The sequence below is a fragment of the Achromobacter pulmonis genome (genome assembly GCF_002885955.2).
GTDB classification, from domain to species: Bacteria; Pseudomonadota; Gammaproteobacteria; order Burkholderiales; family Burkholderiaceae_B; genus Achromobacter; species Achromobacter pulmonis_A.
On record NZ_POQS01000009.1, the window covers coordinates 1 to 15,126 of the forward strand.

15 protein-coding genes and 1 tRNA gene are annotated in these 15,126 nt (G+C 68.8%); 7 read left to right on the forward strand and 9 right to left on the reverse strand.

Features of this window, described 5'->3' with window-relative positions:
• Positions 1-27: 27 nt before the first annotated feature.
• Positions 28-103 (reverse strand) — tRNA-Phe (locus tag C1I89_RS28590).
• A 297-nt stretch (positions 104-400) separates the two neighbouring features.
• On the opposite strand from C1I89_RS28590, the gene hemA reads away from it, so the two are divergent.
• The 5 genes from hemA (at position 401) to C1I89_RS28615 (ending at position 4,673) form a co-directional block, all read left to right on the forward strand.
• Entirely contained in the window at positions 401-1,675 is a 1,275-nt protein-coding gene (hemA, locus tag C1I89_RS28595) for a glutamyl-tRNA reductase (RefSeq protein ID WP_102775665.1), read from the forward strand.
• An 85-nt stretch (positions 1,676-1,760) separates the two neighbouring features.
• The gene (prfA, locus tag C1I89_RS28600; protein ID WP_102775666.1) at positions 1,761-2,843 is read left to right on the forward strand and encodes a peptide chain release factor 1; all 1,083 of its coding nucleotides are present in this window, start codon (positions 1,761-1,763) and stop codon (positions 2,841-2,843) included.
• A 13-nt stretch (positions 2,844-2,856) separates the two neighbouring features.
• Positions 2,857-3,681 (forward strand): peptide chain release factor N(5)-glutamine methyltransferase, encoded by an 825-nt coding sequence (gene prmC / locus C1I89_RS28605; RefSeq protein ID WP_102775667.1) that lies wholly within the window; start codon positions 2,857-2,859, stop codon positions 3,679-3,681.
• 93 nt (positions 3,682-3,774) lie between these two features.
• Positions 3,775-4,101, forward strand: a complete 327-nt coding sequence (gene grxD, locus C1I89_RS28610; RefSeq protein WP_102775668.1) for a Grx4 family monothiol glutaredoxin — start codon at positions 3,775-3,777, stop codon at positions 4,099-4,101.
• Positions 4,102-4,109: 8 nt separating this feature from the next.
• Positions 4,110-4,673, forward strand: a complete 564-nt coding sequence (locus tag C1I89_RS28615) for a UbiX family flavin prenyltransferase (RefSeq protein WP_102775669.1) — start codon at positions 4,110-4,112, stop codon at positions 4,671-4,673.
• Between the two features lie 3 nt (positions 4,674-4,676).
• Here the strand turns inward: C1I89_RS28615 and C1I89_RS28620 are convergent, their stop codons facing one another.
• Positions 4,677-5,750 (reverse strand): DUF6817 domain-containing protein, encoded by a 1,074-nt coding sequence (locus tag C1I89_RS28620; protein WP_102775670.1) that lies wholly within the window; start codon positions 5,748-5,750, stop codon positions 4,677-4,679.
• 171 nt (positions 5,751-5,921) lie between these two features.
• Here C1I89_RS28620 and C1I89_RS28625 point away from each other — a divergent pair, with 171 nt between their 5' ends.
• A complete protein-coding gene (locus C1I89_RS28625) occupies positions 5,922-6,716 on the forward strand; it encodes a MetQ/NlpA family ABC transporter substrate-binding protein (protein ID WP_102775671.1) in 795 nt (264 codons plus the stop codon).
• 9 nt (positions 6,717-6,725) lie between these two features.
• Here the strand turns inward: C1I89_RS28625 and C1I89_RS28630 are convergent, their stop codons facing one another.
• Genes C1I89_RS28630 through C1I89_RS28645 form a run of 4 tightly spaced genes read right to left on the reverse strand, consistent with a single transcriptional unit; the run spans position 6,726 to position 10,828 of the window.
• Positions 6,726-7,535 (reverse strand): SDR family NAD(P)-dependent oxidoreductase, encoded by an 810-nt coding sequence (locus C1I89_RS28630; RefSeq protein WP_102775672.1) that lies wholly within the window; start codon positions 7,533-7,535, stop codon positions 6,726-6,728.
• Positions 7,532-8,320: a citryl-CoA lyase gene (locus tag C1I89_RS28635; RefSeq protein WP_102775673.1), complete on the reverse strand. Its 789-nt coding sequence runs from the start codon at positions 8,318-8,320 to the stop codon at positions 7,532-7,534. Before C1I89_RS28635 ends, C1I89_RS28630 begins: the two co-directional genes overlap by 4 nt.
• Complete coding sequence (locus tag C1I89_RS28640; protein ID WP_102775674.1) at positions 8,317-9,825, reverse strand: class I adenylate-forming enzyme family protein; 1,509 nt, start codon at positions 9,823-9,825, stop codon at positions 8,317-8,319. The genes C1I89_RS28635 and C1I89_RS28640 overlap by 4 nt, the downstream gene beginning before the upstream one ends.
• A gap of 25 nt (positions 9,826-9,850) precedes the next feature.
• The gene (locus C1I89_RS28645) at positions 9,851-10,828 is read right to left on the reverse strand and encodes a Bug family tripartite tricarboxylate transporter substrate binding protein (protein ID WP_102775675.1); all 978 of its coding nucleotides are present in this window, start codon (positions 10,826-10,828) and stop codon (positions 9,851-9,853) included.
• A 103-nt stretch (positions 10,829-10,931) separates the two neighbouring features.
• On the opposite strand from C1I89_RS28645, the gene C1I89_RS28650 reads away from it, so the two are divergent.
• The gene (locus tag C1I89_RS28650; RefSeq protein ID WP_102775676.1) at positions 10,932-11,699 is read left to right on the forward strand and encodes an IclR family transcriptional regulator; all 768 of its coding nucleotides are present in this window, start codon (positions 10,932-10,934) and stop codon (positions 11,697-11,699) included.
• Here the strand turns inward: C1I89_RS28650 and C1I89_RS28655 are convergent.
• The 3 genes from C1I89_RS28655 to C1I89_RS28665 all read right to left on the reverse strand — a co-directional run bounded on the left by C1I89_RS28655 (position 11,696) and on the right by C1I89_RS28665 (position 15,078).
• On the reverse strand, positions 11,696-12,241 hold the full coding sequence (locus tag C1I89_RS28655) for a DUF934 domain-containing protein (protein ID WP_102775677.1): 546 nt from the start codon (positions 12,239-12,241) through the stop codon (positions 11,696-11,698). The genes C1I89_RS28650 and C1I89_RS28655 overlap by 4 nt on opposite strands.
• Entirely contained in the window at positions 12,234-13,976 is a 1,743-nt protein-coding gene (locus tag C1I89_RS28660) for a nitrite/sulfite reductase (RefSeq protein ID WP_102775678.1), read from the reverse strand. The genes C1I89_RS28655 and C1I89_RS28660 overlap by 8 nt, the downstream gene beginning before the upstream one ends.
• A 166-nt stretch (positions 13,977-14,142) precedes the next feature.
• Positions 14,143-15,078: a LysR family transcriptional regulator gene (locus tag C1I89_RS28665; RefSeq protein ID WP_102775679.1), complete on the reverse strand. Its 936-nt coding sequence runs from the start codon at positions 15,076-15,078 to the stop codon at positions 14,143-14,145.
• Between the last annotated feature and the right edge of the window lie 48 nt (positions 15,079-15,126).

Here is a 15,126-nt window from a genome sequence, read left to right on the forward strand (position 1 = left end):
CAACCGAGAAGGGTTGGGCTTAGAAATTGGTGGCCTGGGGCGGAATCGAACCACCGACACAAGGATTTTCAATCCTCTGCTCTACCGACTGAGCTACCAGGCCAACGAAGTCCGCAACTATACACAATTTTTCGGACTTGTGCCAGCCGGCAGGAAAATCCCTGGATATTGTCCGCCTGGAGGCGCGAATGGCCGGCGGTCCGGGCCGCCGCTGTTGTTTGGCGGAGACGTTGGCCGTTGCTGCGGCCCGCGGAAGCCGCGGGCTGGCCTGGGGATAACCCGCAGGAGTATAATCGCTAGCGGTCTGCCGCAGCGCACGTGCCTGTATCCCCCGCCCGTTGCGACGCTTGCCGGCGGCAGTTCTTAACTTACCCGCGGATGGCCTGGCCGTCCTTCCCTCATGTCGGTAGCAGTCCTTGCCTTCGGTCTGAATCACACGTCCGCGCCGGTTTCGGTCCGCGAACGCGTGTCCATGCCCGTCGATCTGGTGAAGCCCGCGTTGGAAGGGCTGCGTTCGGCGTTCGGCGGTTCGGTGCGCGAAGCCGCGATCCTGTCGACCTGTAACCGGACCGAGATCTATTGCGCGGCCGACGGCCACGTGGCCGATCAACTGCCGGCCTGGCTGGCCGAGCACAACCGCCTGGACGCCGGCACGCTGCGTCCGCACCTGTACCGCCACCACCAGGACGACGCCGTGCGCCATGCTTTCCGCGTGGCCAGCGGGCTGGATTCGATGGTGCTGGGCGAGACCCAGATCGTGGGCCAGATGAAGGACGCGGTGCGCGCCGCCGGCGAGGCCGGCGCCCTGGGCACGCTGCTGCACCAGATGTTCCAGCGCACCTTCTCGGTGGCCAAGGAAGTGCGGTCGCAGACCGCCATCGGCGCGCAGTCGGTGTCCATGGCCGCCGCCGCGGTGCGCCTGGCCGAGCGCGTGTTCGGCAATCTGGACCAGGCCCGCACGCTGTTCATCGGCGCGGGCGAAATGATCGAGCTGTGCGCCACGCACTTCGCCGCGCAGCGTCCGCGCAGCATGGTGGTGGCCAATCGCACCGCCGAGCGCGCCGAAATCCTGGCCAACCGGTTTTCCGCCAGCACGATGAAGCTGTCCGACCTGACGGACCGGCTGTCCGAATTCGACGTCATCGTGTCCTGTACTGCGAGCTCCCTGCCCATCCTCGGCCTGGGGATGGTGGAACGGGCCACCCGGCTGCGCCGCCACCGGCCGATGGTCATGATAGACCTGGCCGTGCCGCGCGATATCGAGCCCGAAGTCGGCCGCCTGGACGACGTCTATCTGTATTCGGTGGATGACCTGGGCCGGCTGGTCCAGACCGGCACGGACGCGCGCCGCGCCGCCGTGGTGCAGGCCGAAGCCATCATCGAAACCCGCGTCCAGGGCTTCATGCACTGGATGCAGTCGCGCGAAGTGGTGCCTGTCATCCGCGACCTGCACCAGGCCGCCGAGGACGTCCGCAGCGCCGAGCTGGAGCGCGCCCGCAAGCTGCTGGCGCGGGGCGAATCGCCCGAGGCCGTGCTCGAGCAGCTGGCCCACGGCCTGACGCAGAAATACCTGCACGGCCCGCTGGCGGCCCTGAACCGCAGCGAAGGCGAGGACCGCAAGCAGCTGCTTGCCTGGATGCCGCGCCTGTTCCCCGGCCGCGACTCGCGCCGTTAGCGACGCTGTCCCACGTCCCGCCCTCTCTGGCGGGCGTTCCGTTTCTGGGCGCCCGCTGTCCTGCTTTTCTTTTTGGTCATTCCCCATGAAATCTTCCATGCGCAGCCGGCTGGAGCATCTGTGCCACCGCCTCATCGAGGTCGACGCCATGCTCGCCGAACCGGAAACCGCCTCCGACATGGAGCGCTTCCGCAAGCTCTCGCGTGAACGCGCCGAACTGGAGCCCGTGGTCGAGGCGTTCACCGCCTTCACGCGCACCGAGGAGGACCTAGCGGCCGCCCAGGAGATGCTGGCGGACCCGGACCTGAAAGCCATGGCCGAGGACGAACTCAAGTCCGGCCGCGCCAGGTTGGAGGAGCTGGAAGCGGCGCTGCAAGTGCTGCTGCTGCCGCGCGACCCCAACGACGGCCGCAGCGTGTTCCTGGAAATCCGCGCGGGCACGGGCGGCGACGAGAGCGCGCTGTTCTCGGGCGACCTGCTGCGCATGTACACGCGCTACGCCGAGCAGCGCGGCTGGCGGGTGGAGCTGATGTCCGAAAGCCCGTCCGAACTGGGCGGCTACAAGGAAGTGATCGCGCGTATCGACGGCGACGGCGCCTACGGCCGCCTGAAGTTCGAATCCGGCGCGCACCGGGTGCAGCGCGTTCCCGCCACGGAGGCGCAAGGCCGCATCCATACGTCGGCCTGCACCGTGGCGATCATGGCGGAAGCCGACGAGATGTCGGACATCGTCATCAACCCGAACGACCTGCGCATCGACACCTTCCGCGCCAGCGGCGCGGGCGGGCAGCACATCAACAAGACCGATTCGGCCGTGCGCATCACCCACCTGCCTACCGGCCTGGTGGTCGAGTGCCAGGACGACCGCTCGCAGCACCGCAACAAGGACAAGGCCATGCAGGTGCTGGCCGCGCGCCTGAAGGACAAGGAAGTCCGCGAGCGGCAGAGCAAGGAGGCGGCCGAGCGCAAGAGCCTGATCGGCTCGGGCGACCGCTCCGAACGCATCCGCACCTATAACTATCCGCAGGGCCGCGTGACCGACCACCGCATCAACCTGACGCTGTACAAGCTGCAGCAGATCATGGAAGGCGATCTGGAGGAACTGACCGGCGCGCTGATCGCCGAACACCAGGCCGAGCAGCTGGCGGCGCTGGGCGACGATCTCTGACCGGAGCCGCGCCATGACGCCGCCGCAGCTCAAGACCCTGCTGCTCGATGCGCGCCTGCCGCGGCTGGAGGTGCGCATGCTGCTCGAGCACGTGCTTGGCAAGCCGCGCGCCTGGCTGCTGGCGCATGACACCGATGCGCTCGCGCCGGAAGTCGCGGCCGCCTACGAGGCGCTGGCGCAACGCCGCCTGGCCGGCGAGCCCATGGCCTATCTGGTGGGTCATCGCGAGTTCATGGGCCACCGCCTGCGGGTCACGCCGGACGTGCTGATTCCGCGCCCGGACACCGAGGTGCTGGTGGAAACCGCGCTGGAATGCCTGGCCGGCCTGTCCGCGCCGGCGGTGCTGGATCTGGGCACGGGCAGCGGCGCGATCGCGATTTCGATCGCGCTGGCGCGCCGCGACGCGCGCGTGATGGCTTCGGACGTCAGCGCGGCCGCGCTGGCGGTGGCGGCGGGCAACGCCTGGGACCTGGCGGCCTCGGTCCGGCTGGTCGAGGGCAGCTGGTACGAGGCGGTGCCGGCGGGCGAGGGTTTCGACCTGATCGTGTCCAACCCGCCGTACGTGGCCAGCAACGATCCGCACCTGGAGCAGGGCGACGTGCGCTTCGAGCCGCGCGGCGCGCTGACCGACGGCGCCGGCGGCCTGCAGGACCTGTCCCGCATCGTGCAGGGCGCGCGGCGCCACCTGAAGCGCGGCGGCTCGCTGTGGCTGGAGCATGGCTGGGACCAGGCGCAGGCGGTGCGCGACATGCTGGCCGCCGCCGGATTCGAGGCCGTGCACAGCCGGCGCGACCTGGCCGGCATCGAGCGCATCTCCGGCGGCCGGCTCCCCGCCTGAACGATACCCCGGGCCGCTCCCGGGGTATCCGGGCGATTTTTCCCGCTGTACCTATAATTGACGTATTCCCCTACGCCTGTCCAAGAGACCACCATGAGCGACGTTCAAGAATTCATCCGCGAAACCGTGACCCAGCACCCCGTCGTGCTGTTCATGAAGGGCACCGCCCAGTTTCCGCAATGCGGCTTTTCCGGCAAGGCCATCCAGATCCTGAAGAGCTGTGGCGTGAAGAAGCTGGTCACGGTCAACGTGCTGGAGGACGAGGAAGTCCGCCAGGGCATCAAGGAATTCTCCAGCTGGCCCACCATTCCGCAGCTGTACGTGGGCGGCGAATTCGTCGGCGGCTCGGACATCATGAATGAGATGAACGAGTCCGGCGAACTGAAGACCCTGCTGGAGCAATCCGGCGCAATGGCCTGAGCAAGCCCGTGCGGCGGCTGGTCATCGGCATCACGGGCGCCACCGGGGCGCTCTACGCGGTGCGCATGCTGCAGGCGCTGCGCGGCGTGGACGACGTGGAGACGCATCTGGTGGTGTCGGCGTCCGGCGTGCTCAACATCAAGCACGAGCTGGACGTCAGCCGCCACGACGTCTACGCCCTGGCCGACCACGTGCACAGCGTGCGCGACGTGGGCGCCACGCTGGCCAGCGGCGCGTTCCAGACCGCCGGCATGGTGATCGTGCCCTGTTCGATGCGCACGCTGGCGGCCGTGGCCCACGGCCTGTCGGACAATCTCATCACGCGCGCCGCCGACGTCACGCTCAAAGAGCGGCGTCGCCTGGTGCTGATGGTGCGTGAAACCCCGTTCAACCTGGCGCACCTGCGCAACATGACGGCCGTCACGGAAATGGGCGGCATCGTCTTTCCGCCGCTGCCGGCCTTCTACCACCGCCCCGCGTCCATCGAGGAAATGGTGGATCACACCGTGGCGCGCGTGCTGGAACTCTTCGATATCGCCGTGCCCGGCCCCCACTGGGAAGGCATGAAGTAGGTCCTACTGGACCAGGCCCAATCCGTTCAGCGCCGCCAGGTTCTCCGGCCATTGCCGGGCCCTGGCATTCTGCAGTTCGATGCGCGCCCAGGCCATCCATCCGGCCCATTCGATGCGCTTGTCCCAGGCCGTGCCCCAGGCCTGCAGGGCCGCGAGGCCGGCGGCGGCATGTGCCTGCGCGGCGTCGAAGTCGCCCGCGGTCAAGGCCAGCTGCGCGAGCAGCAGGCGCGGCTCGCCCACCCAGGGATTGTGGGCCACGGCGGCTTCCAGCAAGTGGCGCGCGCTGTCCATTTCGGTCATCGGGTGCATGCGGGTCACGACCTGCCAGTACAGCGCGCTGGCGGCGGCTTCGTCGCGCGGGCTGAGGGTGGCGCGGCAGCCGTCGAACGCGGGCGGGACCGGAATGCCGGTGTCGGCGGGCATGCGCGACAAGGGCGCCAGCAGGTGCGACAGCATGGACAGGATGTTCGACGGCGGCTTGAGCGGACCGGGCCACATCGAGGCGGTCCAGTTCGTCTTCAGGTCGCGGCGCTGCTGCTGCGGATAGCCGGCGAAGATCTCGTCCTGCCAGCTGTGCCATTGCTCGCCGATGTCGGCGGCCGACACGACGATGAAAGCGGCGACCTGGCGCGGCGTGAGCGCATAGACCTGGCCGTCCGCGCCTTCGAGCTTCAGCCCGTCCGGGCCCGCGCCCTGGCCTTGCAGGATGGCCTGCACGAACTTCGTGCGCGGCATGGCGCAGAACAGGCTCACCCATTCCTCGGCCTCGGCGCCCAGCGCCTCGCGCAGCGTGCTGCGCTCGCGCTCGCGGTCGAACAGGGTGAGGTCCACGTATTCATTGCCGTAGACGCTGTGGAACAGGCCCAGCAGGCGCACTTCGCGCGGCTGGTTCCACAGCGCCAGCGTGCGGTAGACGCCCAGCAGGTGGTGCTTGAAGGTGCCGGCCTTGTGCCAGTCTTCGCCGGCGCTGCGGGCGAACAGCAGGTCCAGCAGGGCGGGCAGGTCGGCGTCCACGGCGGCGTAGTGGTCGGAGAGCAGGGCGCGCGCGTGGGGGTGGAGTTCTGTGGTGGCGGACATGGGATCGCGATGAATGAAAGCAAGCCCGTATTGTGTCCGGATGCCGCCGGCTTGTCATGGCGCGCGGCTTTATATCGTAATTCGCATATCAATATGAATATTCATCGCTTCCGGTTTTGAAGCCCGCTCACTAGAATGCGGGGTCTTTCCTACCGACTTTGCGAGACTCGTATGCGCCTACGCCATTTCCTGGCCGTTTTCACCGCCCTGGCGGGCTTTGCCGGCACCCAGGCCATGGCGCAGGACGCCGAACTGACGGTGGGCGTGACCGTCGGCCCGCACGCGCAGATCGGCGAGGTCGCGCAGCGCGTGGCGGCCAAGGACGGGCTGAAGGTCAAGCTGGTGGAGTTCAGCGATTTCATCCAGCCGAACGCCGCGCTGGACGCCAAGGAGCTGGACCTCAACATCTACCAGCACAAGCCCTTCCTGGATTCGCAGAACAAGGCGCGCGGCTACAAGCTGGTGCCGGTGGCGACCGCCGTGGTGCAGCAGATGGGCATCTATTCCAAGCGCCTGAAGTCGCTGGACGAGCTGCCGCAGGGCGGCAAGGTGGCCATCCCGAACGATCCCACCAACGGCGCGCGCGCCCTGCTGGTGCTGGCCGCCGCCAAGCTGATCACCCTCAAGGACGGCGTGACCGTGACGGCTTCGCTGTTCGACGTGGAGCAGAATCCGAAGAAGCTGAAGTTCATCGAGATCGAGGCCGCGCAACTGCCGCACTCGCTGTCGGACGTGGACGCGGCCGCGGTGAATTCGGCCTACGCGATCCCGGCCGGCCTGTCGCCGGCCAAGGACGCGCTGGCCCTGGAAAGCAAGGACGCGCCCTTCGCCGCGGTGGTGATCGCGGCCCGCGAGGACAACAGGAACGACCCGCGCGTCGCGCGCTTCATCAAGGCCTACCAGTCGGACGAGGTGAAGGCCTTCGTCGCCCGGCAGTTCCCCGGCGCCTATTCGACCTCCTGGTAAGCCCGCCGTTTACGCGTACTTGCCGGTAAGCCCGCCGTCCACGACCAGTTCCGTGCCGGTGATGTAGGACGCTTCATCCGACGCCAGGAACGCGACGGCATTGGCCACTTCCCACGGCGTGCCCATGCGCCCCATCGGGACCTGCTTGTCGCGCGCCGCGCTGGCGGCCTTGGCGTCGGCGTCGAACATGCGCGCCACATTCTTCGCCACGCGCGGCGTGTCGATCAGGCCCGGAATCACGGTGTTCACGCGGATGCGGTCGGCGGCGTATTGCTGCGCGGCCATGCGGGCGAAGTGGATCACGGCCGCCTTGGTCACGCTGTACGCCAGGTGCGGATAGCCCGTGTAGCGGATGCCGGCCACCGACGAGACAGTGACGATGGCGCCGCCGCCTTGCCCGCGCATCAGCGGGGCCAGCAGCCGCGTGGCGATGAGCAGGCTGGTCACGTTGACCTGCTGGATGCGGTCCCAGTCCTGCAGCGAGATGTCCTCGGGGCCGCCGACCTTGCCGATGCCGGCGTTGGCCTGCAGCACGTCGATGCGGCCATAGCGGCGCAGCGCCGCGTCCACCGCGGCCTGCATCGCGTCCGGATCGGCGACGTCGGCCTGCACGGGCAGGGCGCTGCCGCCGGCCAGTTCGACTTCGTGGGCCGCGTCTTCGGCCGCTTCCATGCTGGCGTCCAGCGCGACGATGGAGGCCCCCTGGCGCGCCATGGTCACGCAGCTGGCCTTGCCGATGCTCCAGCCGGCGGCCGAGGCGCCGGCGCCGGCCACCAGCACGATCTTGCCCGCCAGGCGGGTGTCGTTGACGGCGGTCATGACTGTTCCCCGCCCTGCTGGTGCGACTTGCCCGCGCCCACGTACGGAATGGCGTGGTCGATGGTTTCCCAGATATAGCGGCCCGAGGGGCTTTGCTGTTCTTCGGCCACGTGCGACACCAGGCCGGCGGCGCGCGAGATCACGGCGAAGCCGCGCATCAGGTCGGTGGGCACGCCGATCTCGCTCAGCAGCGCGGCCACCGCGCCGGTGGCGTTGATGGTGATGTGCTTGCCGTAGGTGGCGTCGATGGCCGAGGCCAGCAGGCGCAGCGCCTTGAGCGAGTCTCCCGGCAGATCCGGCTCGGCCTCGGCCAGCGCCAGCAGCTTGATCGAGCGCGGATCGTCCGGCTTGTGCAGATGGTGGCCGAAGCCTGGCAGGGGGCGGCGGGATTCGCGGAATTCGCGCGCGATGGCCAGCGCCTCGGCCTCGCCGTCGGCGGCCTGGCGGATGCGGTCCAGCAGGCGCGAGCAGTTCTCCATGGTGCCGACGAACTGGCTGCCCACCGCCATCAGCCCGGAGGCCACGGCGCCCTGCAGGTTTTCCGGCGCGCTCATGTAGATCAGGCGCGTGGTGATGGCGCTGGGCGTCAGGCCGTGTTCCATCAGCGTGACCAGCACCGCGTCGACGATGCGCAGGTCCACCGGGCGCGCCTCGCGGCCCAGGATCTGCATGATCATGACTTCGGTGAAGGTTTTCTTGCCGATCAGGTCCTCGACCAGATCGACGTCGCGGTAGGACATGCCGGTGAGATGATGCGCGCACAGGCGGGTTTCGGGCGTTTTCATGCTGTCTCCTTGAGGGCCGCGTCGCGCACGGCGTTCTTCAATACCTTGCCCACGTTGGAACGCGGCAGGCTGTCATGGATATGGAACTGCTTGGGCGTGGCCACCGGCCCGAGCAGGCCGCGCACGTGCGCCTTGAGCTCGTCGGCGCTGGCCCGCGCCCCGGGATGGAACTGGACGGCGGCGTGCACGGCCTCGCCCCATTTGTCGTCGGGCAGGCCGAAGACCGAGCATTCGTACACGGCGGGATGCGCCGACAGCGCATTCTCGACGTCCACGGGATAGATGTTGAAGCCGCCGGTGATGATCACGTCGCGCAGGCGGTCTTTCAGGAACAGGTAGCCGCGCGCGTCGATCAGGCCGGTGTCGCCGGTATGCAGCCAGCCGTCGACGATGGTCTCGGCGGTCTTTTCCGGCAGGCGCCAGTAGCCGGACATCATCAGGTCGCCCTGCACCACGACTTCGCCGATTTCGCCGCGCGGCAGCAGCGCGCCGTCCGGTCCCATGATGGCCACGTCGCTCAGCCAGGTGACGCGCCCGACCGAGGCGCGGTTCTCCGGCGCTTCGAGGTCGGCGGGGCGCAGCACGGTGACGATCTGCGGCGCTTCGGTCTGGCCGTAGGTGGTGCCCAGCACCGGGCCGAAGAAGGCGCGCGCCTTGTCGATCTTTTCGACGGGCATGGGCGCGCCGCCATAGATCAGGTTGCGCAGGCGCGGAAAGTCCGCGCGCGAGACGCCCGGCTGCGCCATGATCATGTAGATCAGCGTGGGCGGCATGAAGCACAGCGTGCCGCCGCGTTCGCGGAAGGCGGCGGTGATGCTGGCCGGGTTGACGGTGTCGAGCAGCAGATGGGTGCCGCCCTGGGCCAGGACCGGCAGCAGGTAGGTGCCGGTGCCGTGCGTGACGGGGGCGGCCACGACGTAGCGGTCGTCCTCGGTCAGTTCCCAGCTGGCGATCTGGTTGACGATGCCGGCGTTCCAGGCGTGGTACGGCTGCATCACGCCCTTGGGCAGCCCGGTGGTGCCGCCGGTGAACTTGATGGCCTGGGTGGCGTCGCGCGGCAGCGCGTGCCGCACCGGCGTGCGTCCGGCGTTGCTGGCCAGCAGGGCGTCCAGGGCCAGCGGCGCCGAGCCGTCTTCCAGGTGGATGCGATGGCGGCCCTGGGCCTCGGGCGCCAGGGGCGCGCCCACGCCGTCCACGATCACGATGGACGGCTCGGTGGCCTCCAGGATGCGCCCGATCTCGCGCTCGGTGCTGCGGTAGTTCAGCGGCACCCAGACCTTGCCGCTGGCCAGCACGGCCAGCAGCGCCAGAATGTGCCGCGCGGAATTGCCGGCGCAGATCGCCACGCGGGTCTGCGGCGCCGGGTCCAGCTCCTGCAGCGCGGCCGCCAGGGCGCGCACTTCGGCGGCCAGCCGGGCATACGTCGCCTGGCCCTCGGGGCCGTCCAGCGCGATGCGGTCCGGATGGCGTTCGGCGGCGCGGAAGAAGAAATCGATCGGGTACACCTGTGCTCCTTGGTCTTGATGGGGCCTAGTTGGCCTTGATGTCGGCGCTCTTGATGACGGCGCCCCACTTGTCGATTTCGCTGGCGATCTTCTTGCCGAACGATTCGGGCGTATTGGGGGGCTGCGGCGCATAGAAGCCCGACTGCTTGTAAGAGGCCTGCAGCGCCTGGCCGGCCAGCGCCTTGTTCAGCGCCTGGTTGAGGCGGTCGATGACCGGCTTGGGCGTGCCCGCGGGCGCGACCAGGCCGAACCAGGATTCCACGTCGAAGCCGGGCAGGCCGGATTCGGCCAGCGTGGGCGTATCGGGCAGCGAGTCCAGGCGCTGCGGCGACGTCACGCCGATGGGGCGCAGCTTGCCGGCCTGCACGTGGGGCAGCGACGAGGGCAGGTTGTCGAACATGGAGTCCACCTGGCCGCCCAGCAGATCGGCCACCGCCGGGCCGCTGCCGCGGTAGGGCACGTGCAGGATGTCGGCGCCCGTCTTCATCTTGAACAGTTCGCAGGACAGATGGATGGACGAGCCGGTGCCCGAGGACGCGCAGGTCAGCTTGCCGGGATTGGACTTGGCGTAGGCGATGTATTCCTGCACCGTCTTGACCGGCACCTTGGGGTTGACCACCAGGATGTTGGGGATGGTGGCCAACAGGCCGATGGGCTCGAATCCCTTGACGAAATCGTAGTTCAGCTGGCTGTAGAGCGTGCGGTTGATGGTGTTGGCGATGGAGCCCACGTACAGCGTGTAGCCGTCCGGCGCGGCGCGCGAGACGATTTCCGCGCCGATGTTGCTGTTGGCGCCGGTCTTGTTCTCGATCACGAAGGGCTGGCCCAGCTCCTCGGCCAGGGATTTGGCCACCAGGCGCGCGACGATGTCGGTGGCGCCGCCGGCGGCATAGCCGACCACCAGCGTCACCGGGCGTTCGGGATACTGGCCCGCCAGGGCGGGGGCCGCGAACATCGTAGTCAGGGCAGCCGCCGCGGCCCACCGCTTGCTGAAAATCTTCATTGTTGTCTCCGTCCTGTGTTGTCTAGAATTTGGACAGTTCTTTGTCTGTCCCGCCCCATAATGGGCTTTGATAGGGCCCCCATCAACGCAACTTGTCCAAAAATTGAACAAAACGGAACCGGAATCGGAAGGCTCGGGCCCGCGCGTGCTGCGCCGCGGCCTGCGCGTGCTGGGCGTGCTGCGCCAGGCCGGCGCGGCGGGCATGCACGTGGTCGACATCGCGCGCGCCGCCGGCATGCAGCGCTCCACTGTCTATCGCTACCTGGACGTGCTGGTGGAAGAGGGCTATGCGCTGCGCGAATCGGAGGCGCCGCGCTGGCGCGTGGCCGAGCTGGGCGTGATGATGGCGGGCGATCCCCATGCGCAGGCGGTGCGCGGCCTGCGGCCGGTGCTGCGCCAGATCAGCGACGTGAGCGGCGATTCGGTATTCCTGATCTGCCGGGCGGGCAGCGATTCGCTGTGCCTGCACCGCGAGGTCGGGAACTACCCCGTGCAGGTGCTGGCCGTGACGGTGGGGCATCGCCAGCCGCTGGGCGTGGGGGCGGCCGGGCTGGCGCTGCTGGCGGCGCTGCCGCCGGACGAGGCCGAGGAAGTGATGGCGCAGAACGAACGGGCGCTGCGCGCCTACGGTGGCATGACGGTGGCGCAGATGCGCCGCCTGGTGGAGAACACCCGTGGCCGCGGCTGGTCGGTGGTGGGCAACTCGGCGGTGCCCGGCGTGCTGGGCGTGGGCGTGGCGCTATGCGACGCCGGCGGCTATCCGCGCCTGGCGGTCAGCGTGTCCAGCCTCATCGACCGCATGCAGGCGCAGCGCCAGCGCAGCATCGCCGACCTGATCCGCGCGCAGCTGGCGCCCGTGCCGATGTTCTAGGCGAGCGCCGGCTCGGGCACGCGGTAGGTCTTCTGGTAATGCACGGTGAACGTCCGGAAGGCCTCCAGCGCCTTGTGCGGATCGTGGCCGGGCTTGACCAGGAAGCTGTCGAAGCCGACCCGCGCCTGGTAGTGGATGGTGTCGATCATCACGTCGCCGACCGCGCGCAGCTCGCCCTGCCAGCGATAGCGGGTGCGCAGCAATTGCGCCAGCGAATAGCCGCGGCCGTCGGTGTAGACCGGAAAGTCCACCGCAATGAAGGCGATGCCGGCGGGGTCCAGCACGCCGTCGGCATCGGCCAGCTCGCGCAGGTCGGCGTCCGGCTCCAGCAGGATCGCGACCGGGTGGCGGTGGCGGCGCAGCGTGGCGCGCGAGGTCTTCCAGACCGCCAGCGGCACGATCCAGCCCGGCTCGTCGCCGGGCACCTGGCCTTCGGCGGCCACCTCGGGTTCGGGCACGAACGGGCGGGACGTGTCGGCCTCCAGCCGGCCGCCGCGGATCAGGTGCGGGCCGGGAGCGTCGTGGGCGTAGATCTCAGACATGGGCGGGTTGCTCGATGGGCGCGGGTTTGGCGAAGGCGGGGTCCGAATACACGTCCTGCTTGAACGGCTCGATCCCGACGCGGTCGACCACGTCGATGAAGCGTTCCGCCTCGCTGTCGCGCAGGCCCAGGTAGGTGCGGATCAGGCGGTCGACCACGCCGGCGACCTGGTCGCGCGCGAAAGACGGGCCGATGATGCGGCCGATCGCGGCGCCGCCGCCGCGCGTGGATTCGATGTCGGGCAGCGGCTTGGCCGCGCCGTTCTGGCGTCCGCCTATGGTGACCTGGTACCACTCCTCGCCGGCCTTGTCGACGCCGAGGATGCCGATATGCCCCACGTGATGGTGGCCGCAGGAGTTGATGCAGCCCGAAATGTTCAGGTCCACCTCGCCGATCTCGAACAGGTAGTCCAGATCGTCGAAGCGGCGCTGGATCGCTTCGGCCACGGGGATCGACACGGCATTGGCCAGCGCGCAGAAATCCCCGCCCGGACAGGCGATGATGTTGGTCAGCAGGCCGATGTTGGGCGTGGCGAGGTTGAGCGCCTCCAGCGCCTTCCAGAGATCGTGCAGGCGCGCGCGGCGCACGTCGGCCAGGATCAGGTTCTGCTCGTGCGAGACGCGCAGCTCGCCGAAGCCGTAGTCGTCGGCCAGGTCGGCCACCGCGTCCATCTGGTCGGCGGTGACGTCGCCCGGCGGCACGCCGGTGGCCTTCAGCGACACGGTGACGGCGGCGTAGCCGGCCACTTTGTGCGGATGCACGTTGGTGCGCAGCCAGCGGGCGAAGCGCGGGTCGGCGGCCGCCTGCGCGGCGGTGTCGTCGGGTTCCTGCGCGGCCGCGGCGTCGTACTGCGGCCACACGAAACGCGACTTGATGGTGTCGACGAATTCCTGCGTGATGGTGTCCGGCCCGCCCTTGATCAGCTGCCACTGTTCATCGACCTGCTGGGCGTAGACCTCGGGAGTCAGGTCCTTCACCAGGATCTTGATGCGCGCCTTGTACTTGTTGTCGCGGCGGCCGTGCAGGTTGTAGACGCGCAGCGCCGCCTGCAGGTAGGTCAGCAGGTCCTGCCATTCGACGAAGGGATTGATCAGCTTGCCGACGATGGGCGTGCGGCCCAGGCCGCCGCCGATCCAGACGCGAAAGCCCAGCTTGCCGTCGCGCTCGACCGCCTGCAGGCCGATGTCGTGCACGCCGACGGCCGCGCGGTCCTGCACCGCGCCGCTGACCGCGATCTTGAACTTGCGCGGCAGGAAGGCGAATTCGGGATGCAGCGTGGACCACTGGCGGATGATTTCGCACCAGACCAGCGGATCGACCAGCTCGTCGGGCGCGACGCCGGCGAAGTGATCGGTGGTGGTGTTGCGGATGCAGTTGCCGCTGGTCTGGATGGCGTGCATCTGCACCGTGGCCAGTTCGGCCAGGATGTCGGGCACGTGCTCCAGCCTGGGCCAGTTGAACTGGATGTTCTGGCGCGTGCTGAAATGGCCGTAGCCGCGGTCCCACTTGCGCGCGATGTGGGCCAGCGTGCGCAGCTGGCGCGAGGCCAGCATGCCGTACGGGATGGCCACGCGCAGCATGGGCGCGTGGCGCTGGATGTACAGCCCGTTCTGCAGGCGCAGAACGCGGAATTCGTCTTCGGTGAGCTGGCCGTCGAGAAAGCGGCGCGTCTGGTCGGCGAACTGCGCGACGCGCTGCTCGACGAGCTGCTGGTCGACGGGGTCATACACGTACATGTCACTGCCCTTGAAGTCTTCTCGGTCTGGGCCCCTCTGGCCGGTCGGCGCAAAGCGCGAGGGGTTCATAACCGTAGCAGGCAGCCGCCGGGGCCGTCTAAGTCATTGTGGTAATAAGGTAATGTCGCTTGACCCGGCGCAAGAAACCGGATGACGGGGAGCCGGCTTACTCGACCGTATCGGAAGTCGCCGCCGGCGAGGCGCCGATGCCGCGCACGATGTGCTCCAGCAATTCGCGCGCGGCCGGGGAAATGTGGCGGCCGGCGCGGCTCAGCACCTGCAGGCTGCCCTGGTTGAGGATGGGGTTGGCCAGCGGCAGGCTGGCCAGGCGCCGGGCGCGCATGTCGGCCGTGACCGCGATGGGCGGGGTCAGGGCATAGCCGATGCCGGCGGCGGCGAACTGCCACAGCGCCTTGAACGAGGAGGTGGTCAGCACGTTGCGCAGCCGCACCTGCTCGCTGATCTCGGCGGCCTGAATGTGCTGGCGCACGCCGAAGCCTTCCTGCATCGCGGCCCCGGGATACTCGGCCAGGTCGGTCAGCAGCAGGGGGCGGCGCAGGCGGGCCAGCGGATGGTCCTGGCGCACGATGGCGCGGATCGGCTCGGGGCGCGCGTAATGGGCGCGCAGCCGGGCGTCGTTGGGCGGCTGGAACACCAGGCCGATATAGGCGCGGTCGTCGACGATGCGCTGCACGATCTCGGAGGTGCGGGCCACGTCGATGTCCAGCGTGACTTCCGGATGGCTGCGCCAGTAGCCGGGCAGCACTTGGTCGAACATCAGCTCGACGAAGCCTTCGCCCAGCACCAGGTCGATATGGCCGCGCTCGGCGTTGCGCAGGCTGTCGATCTCGGAGAAAAAGCTCTCCTGGATGTTCTGCTGGCGCTTGACGTAGCGCGCCAGGATGTGGCCGGCGTCGGTGGGCACCACGCCGCGGCCGCGGCGTTCGAACAGCGTCATGCCGCAGTCGCGCTCCAGGGCGGCGATGGCGCGGCTGACCGCCGAGGGGTCCATGTCCAGCGCCTCGGCGGCGCCGCGCACGGAACCCCGGCTCATGACCTGCATGAAGTAATGGGTGCGTCGGGCGTCCAGTTTTTCGTCCATGGCGGCGGGAAGTGCGGCGGCAGGTCCACAGGTCGATGCTAGGGTTTA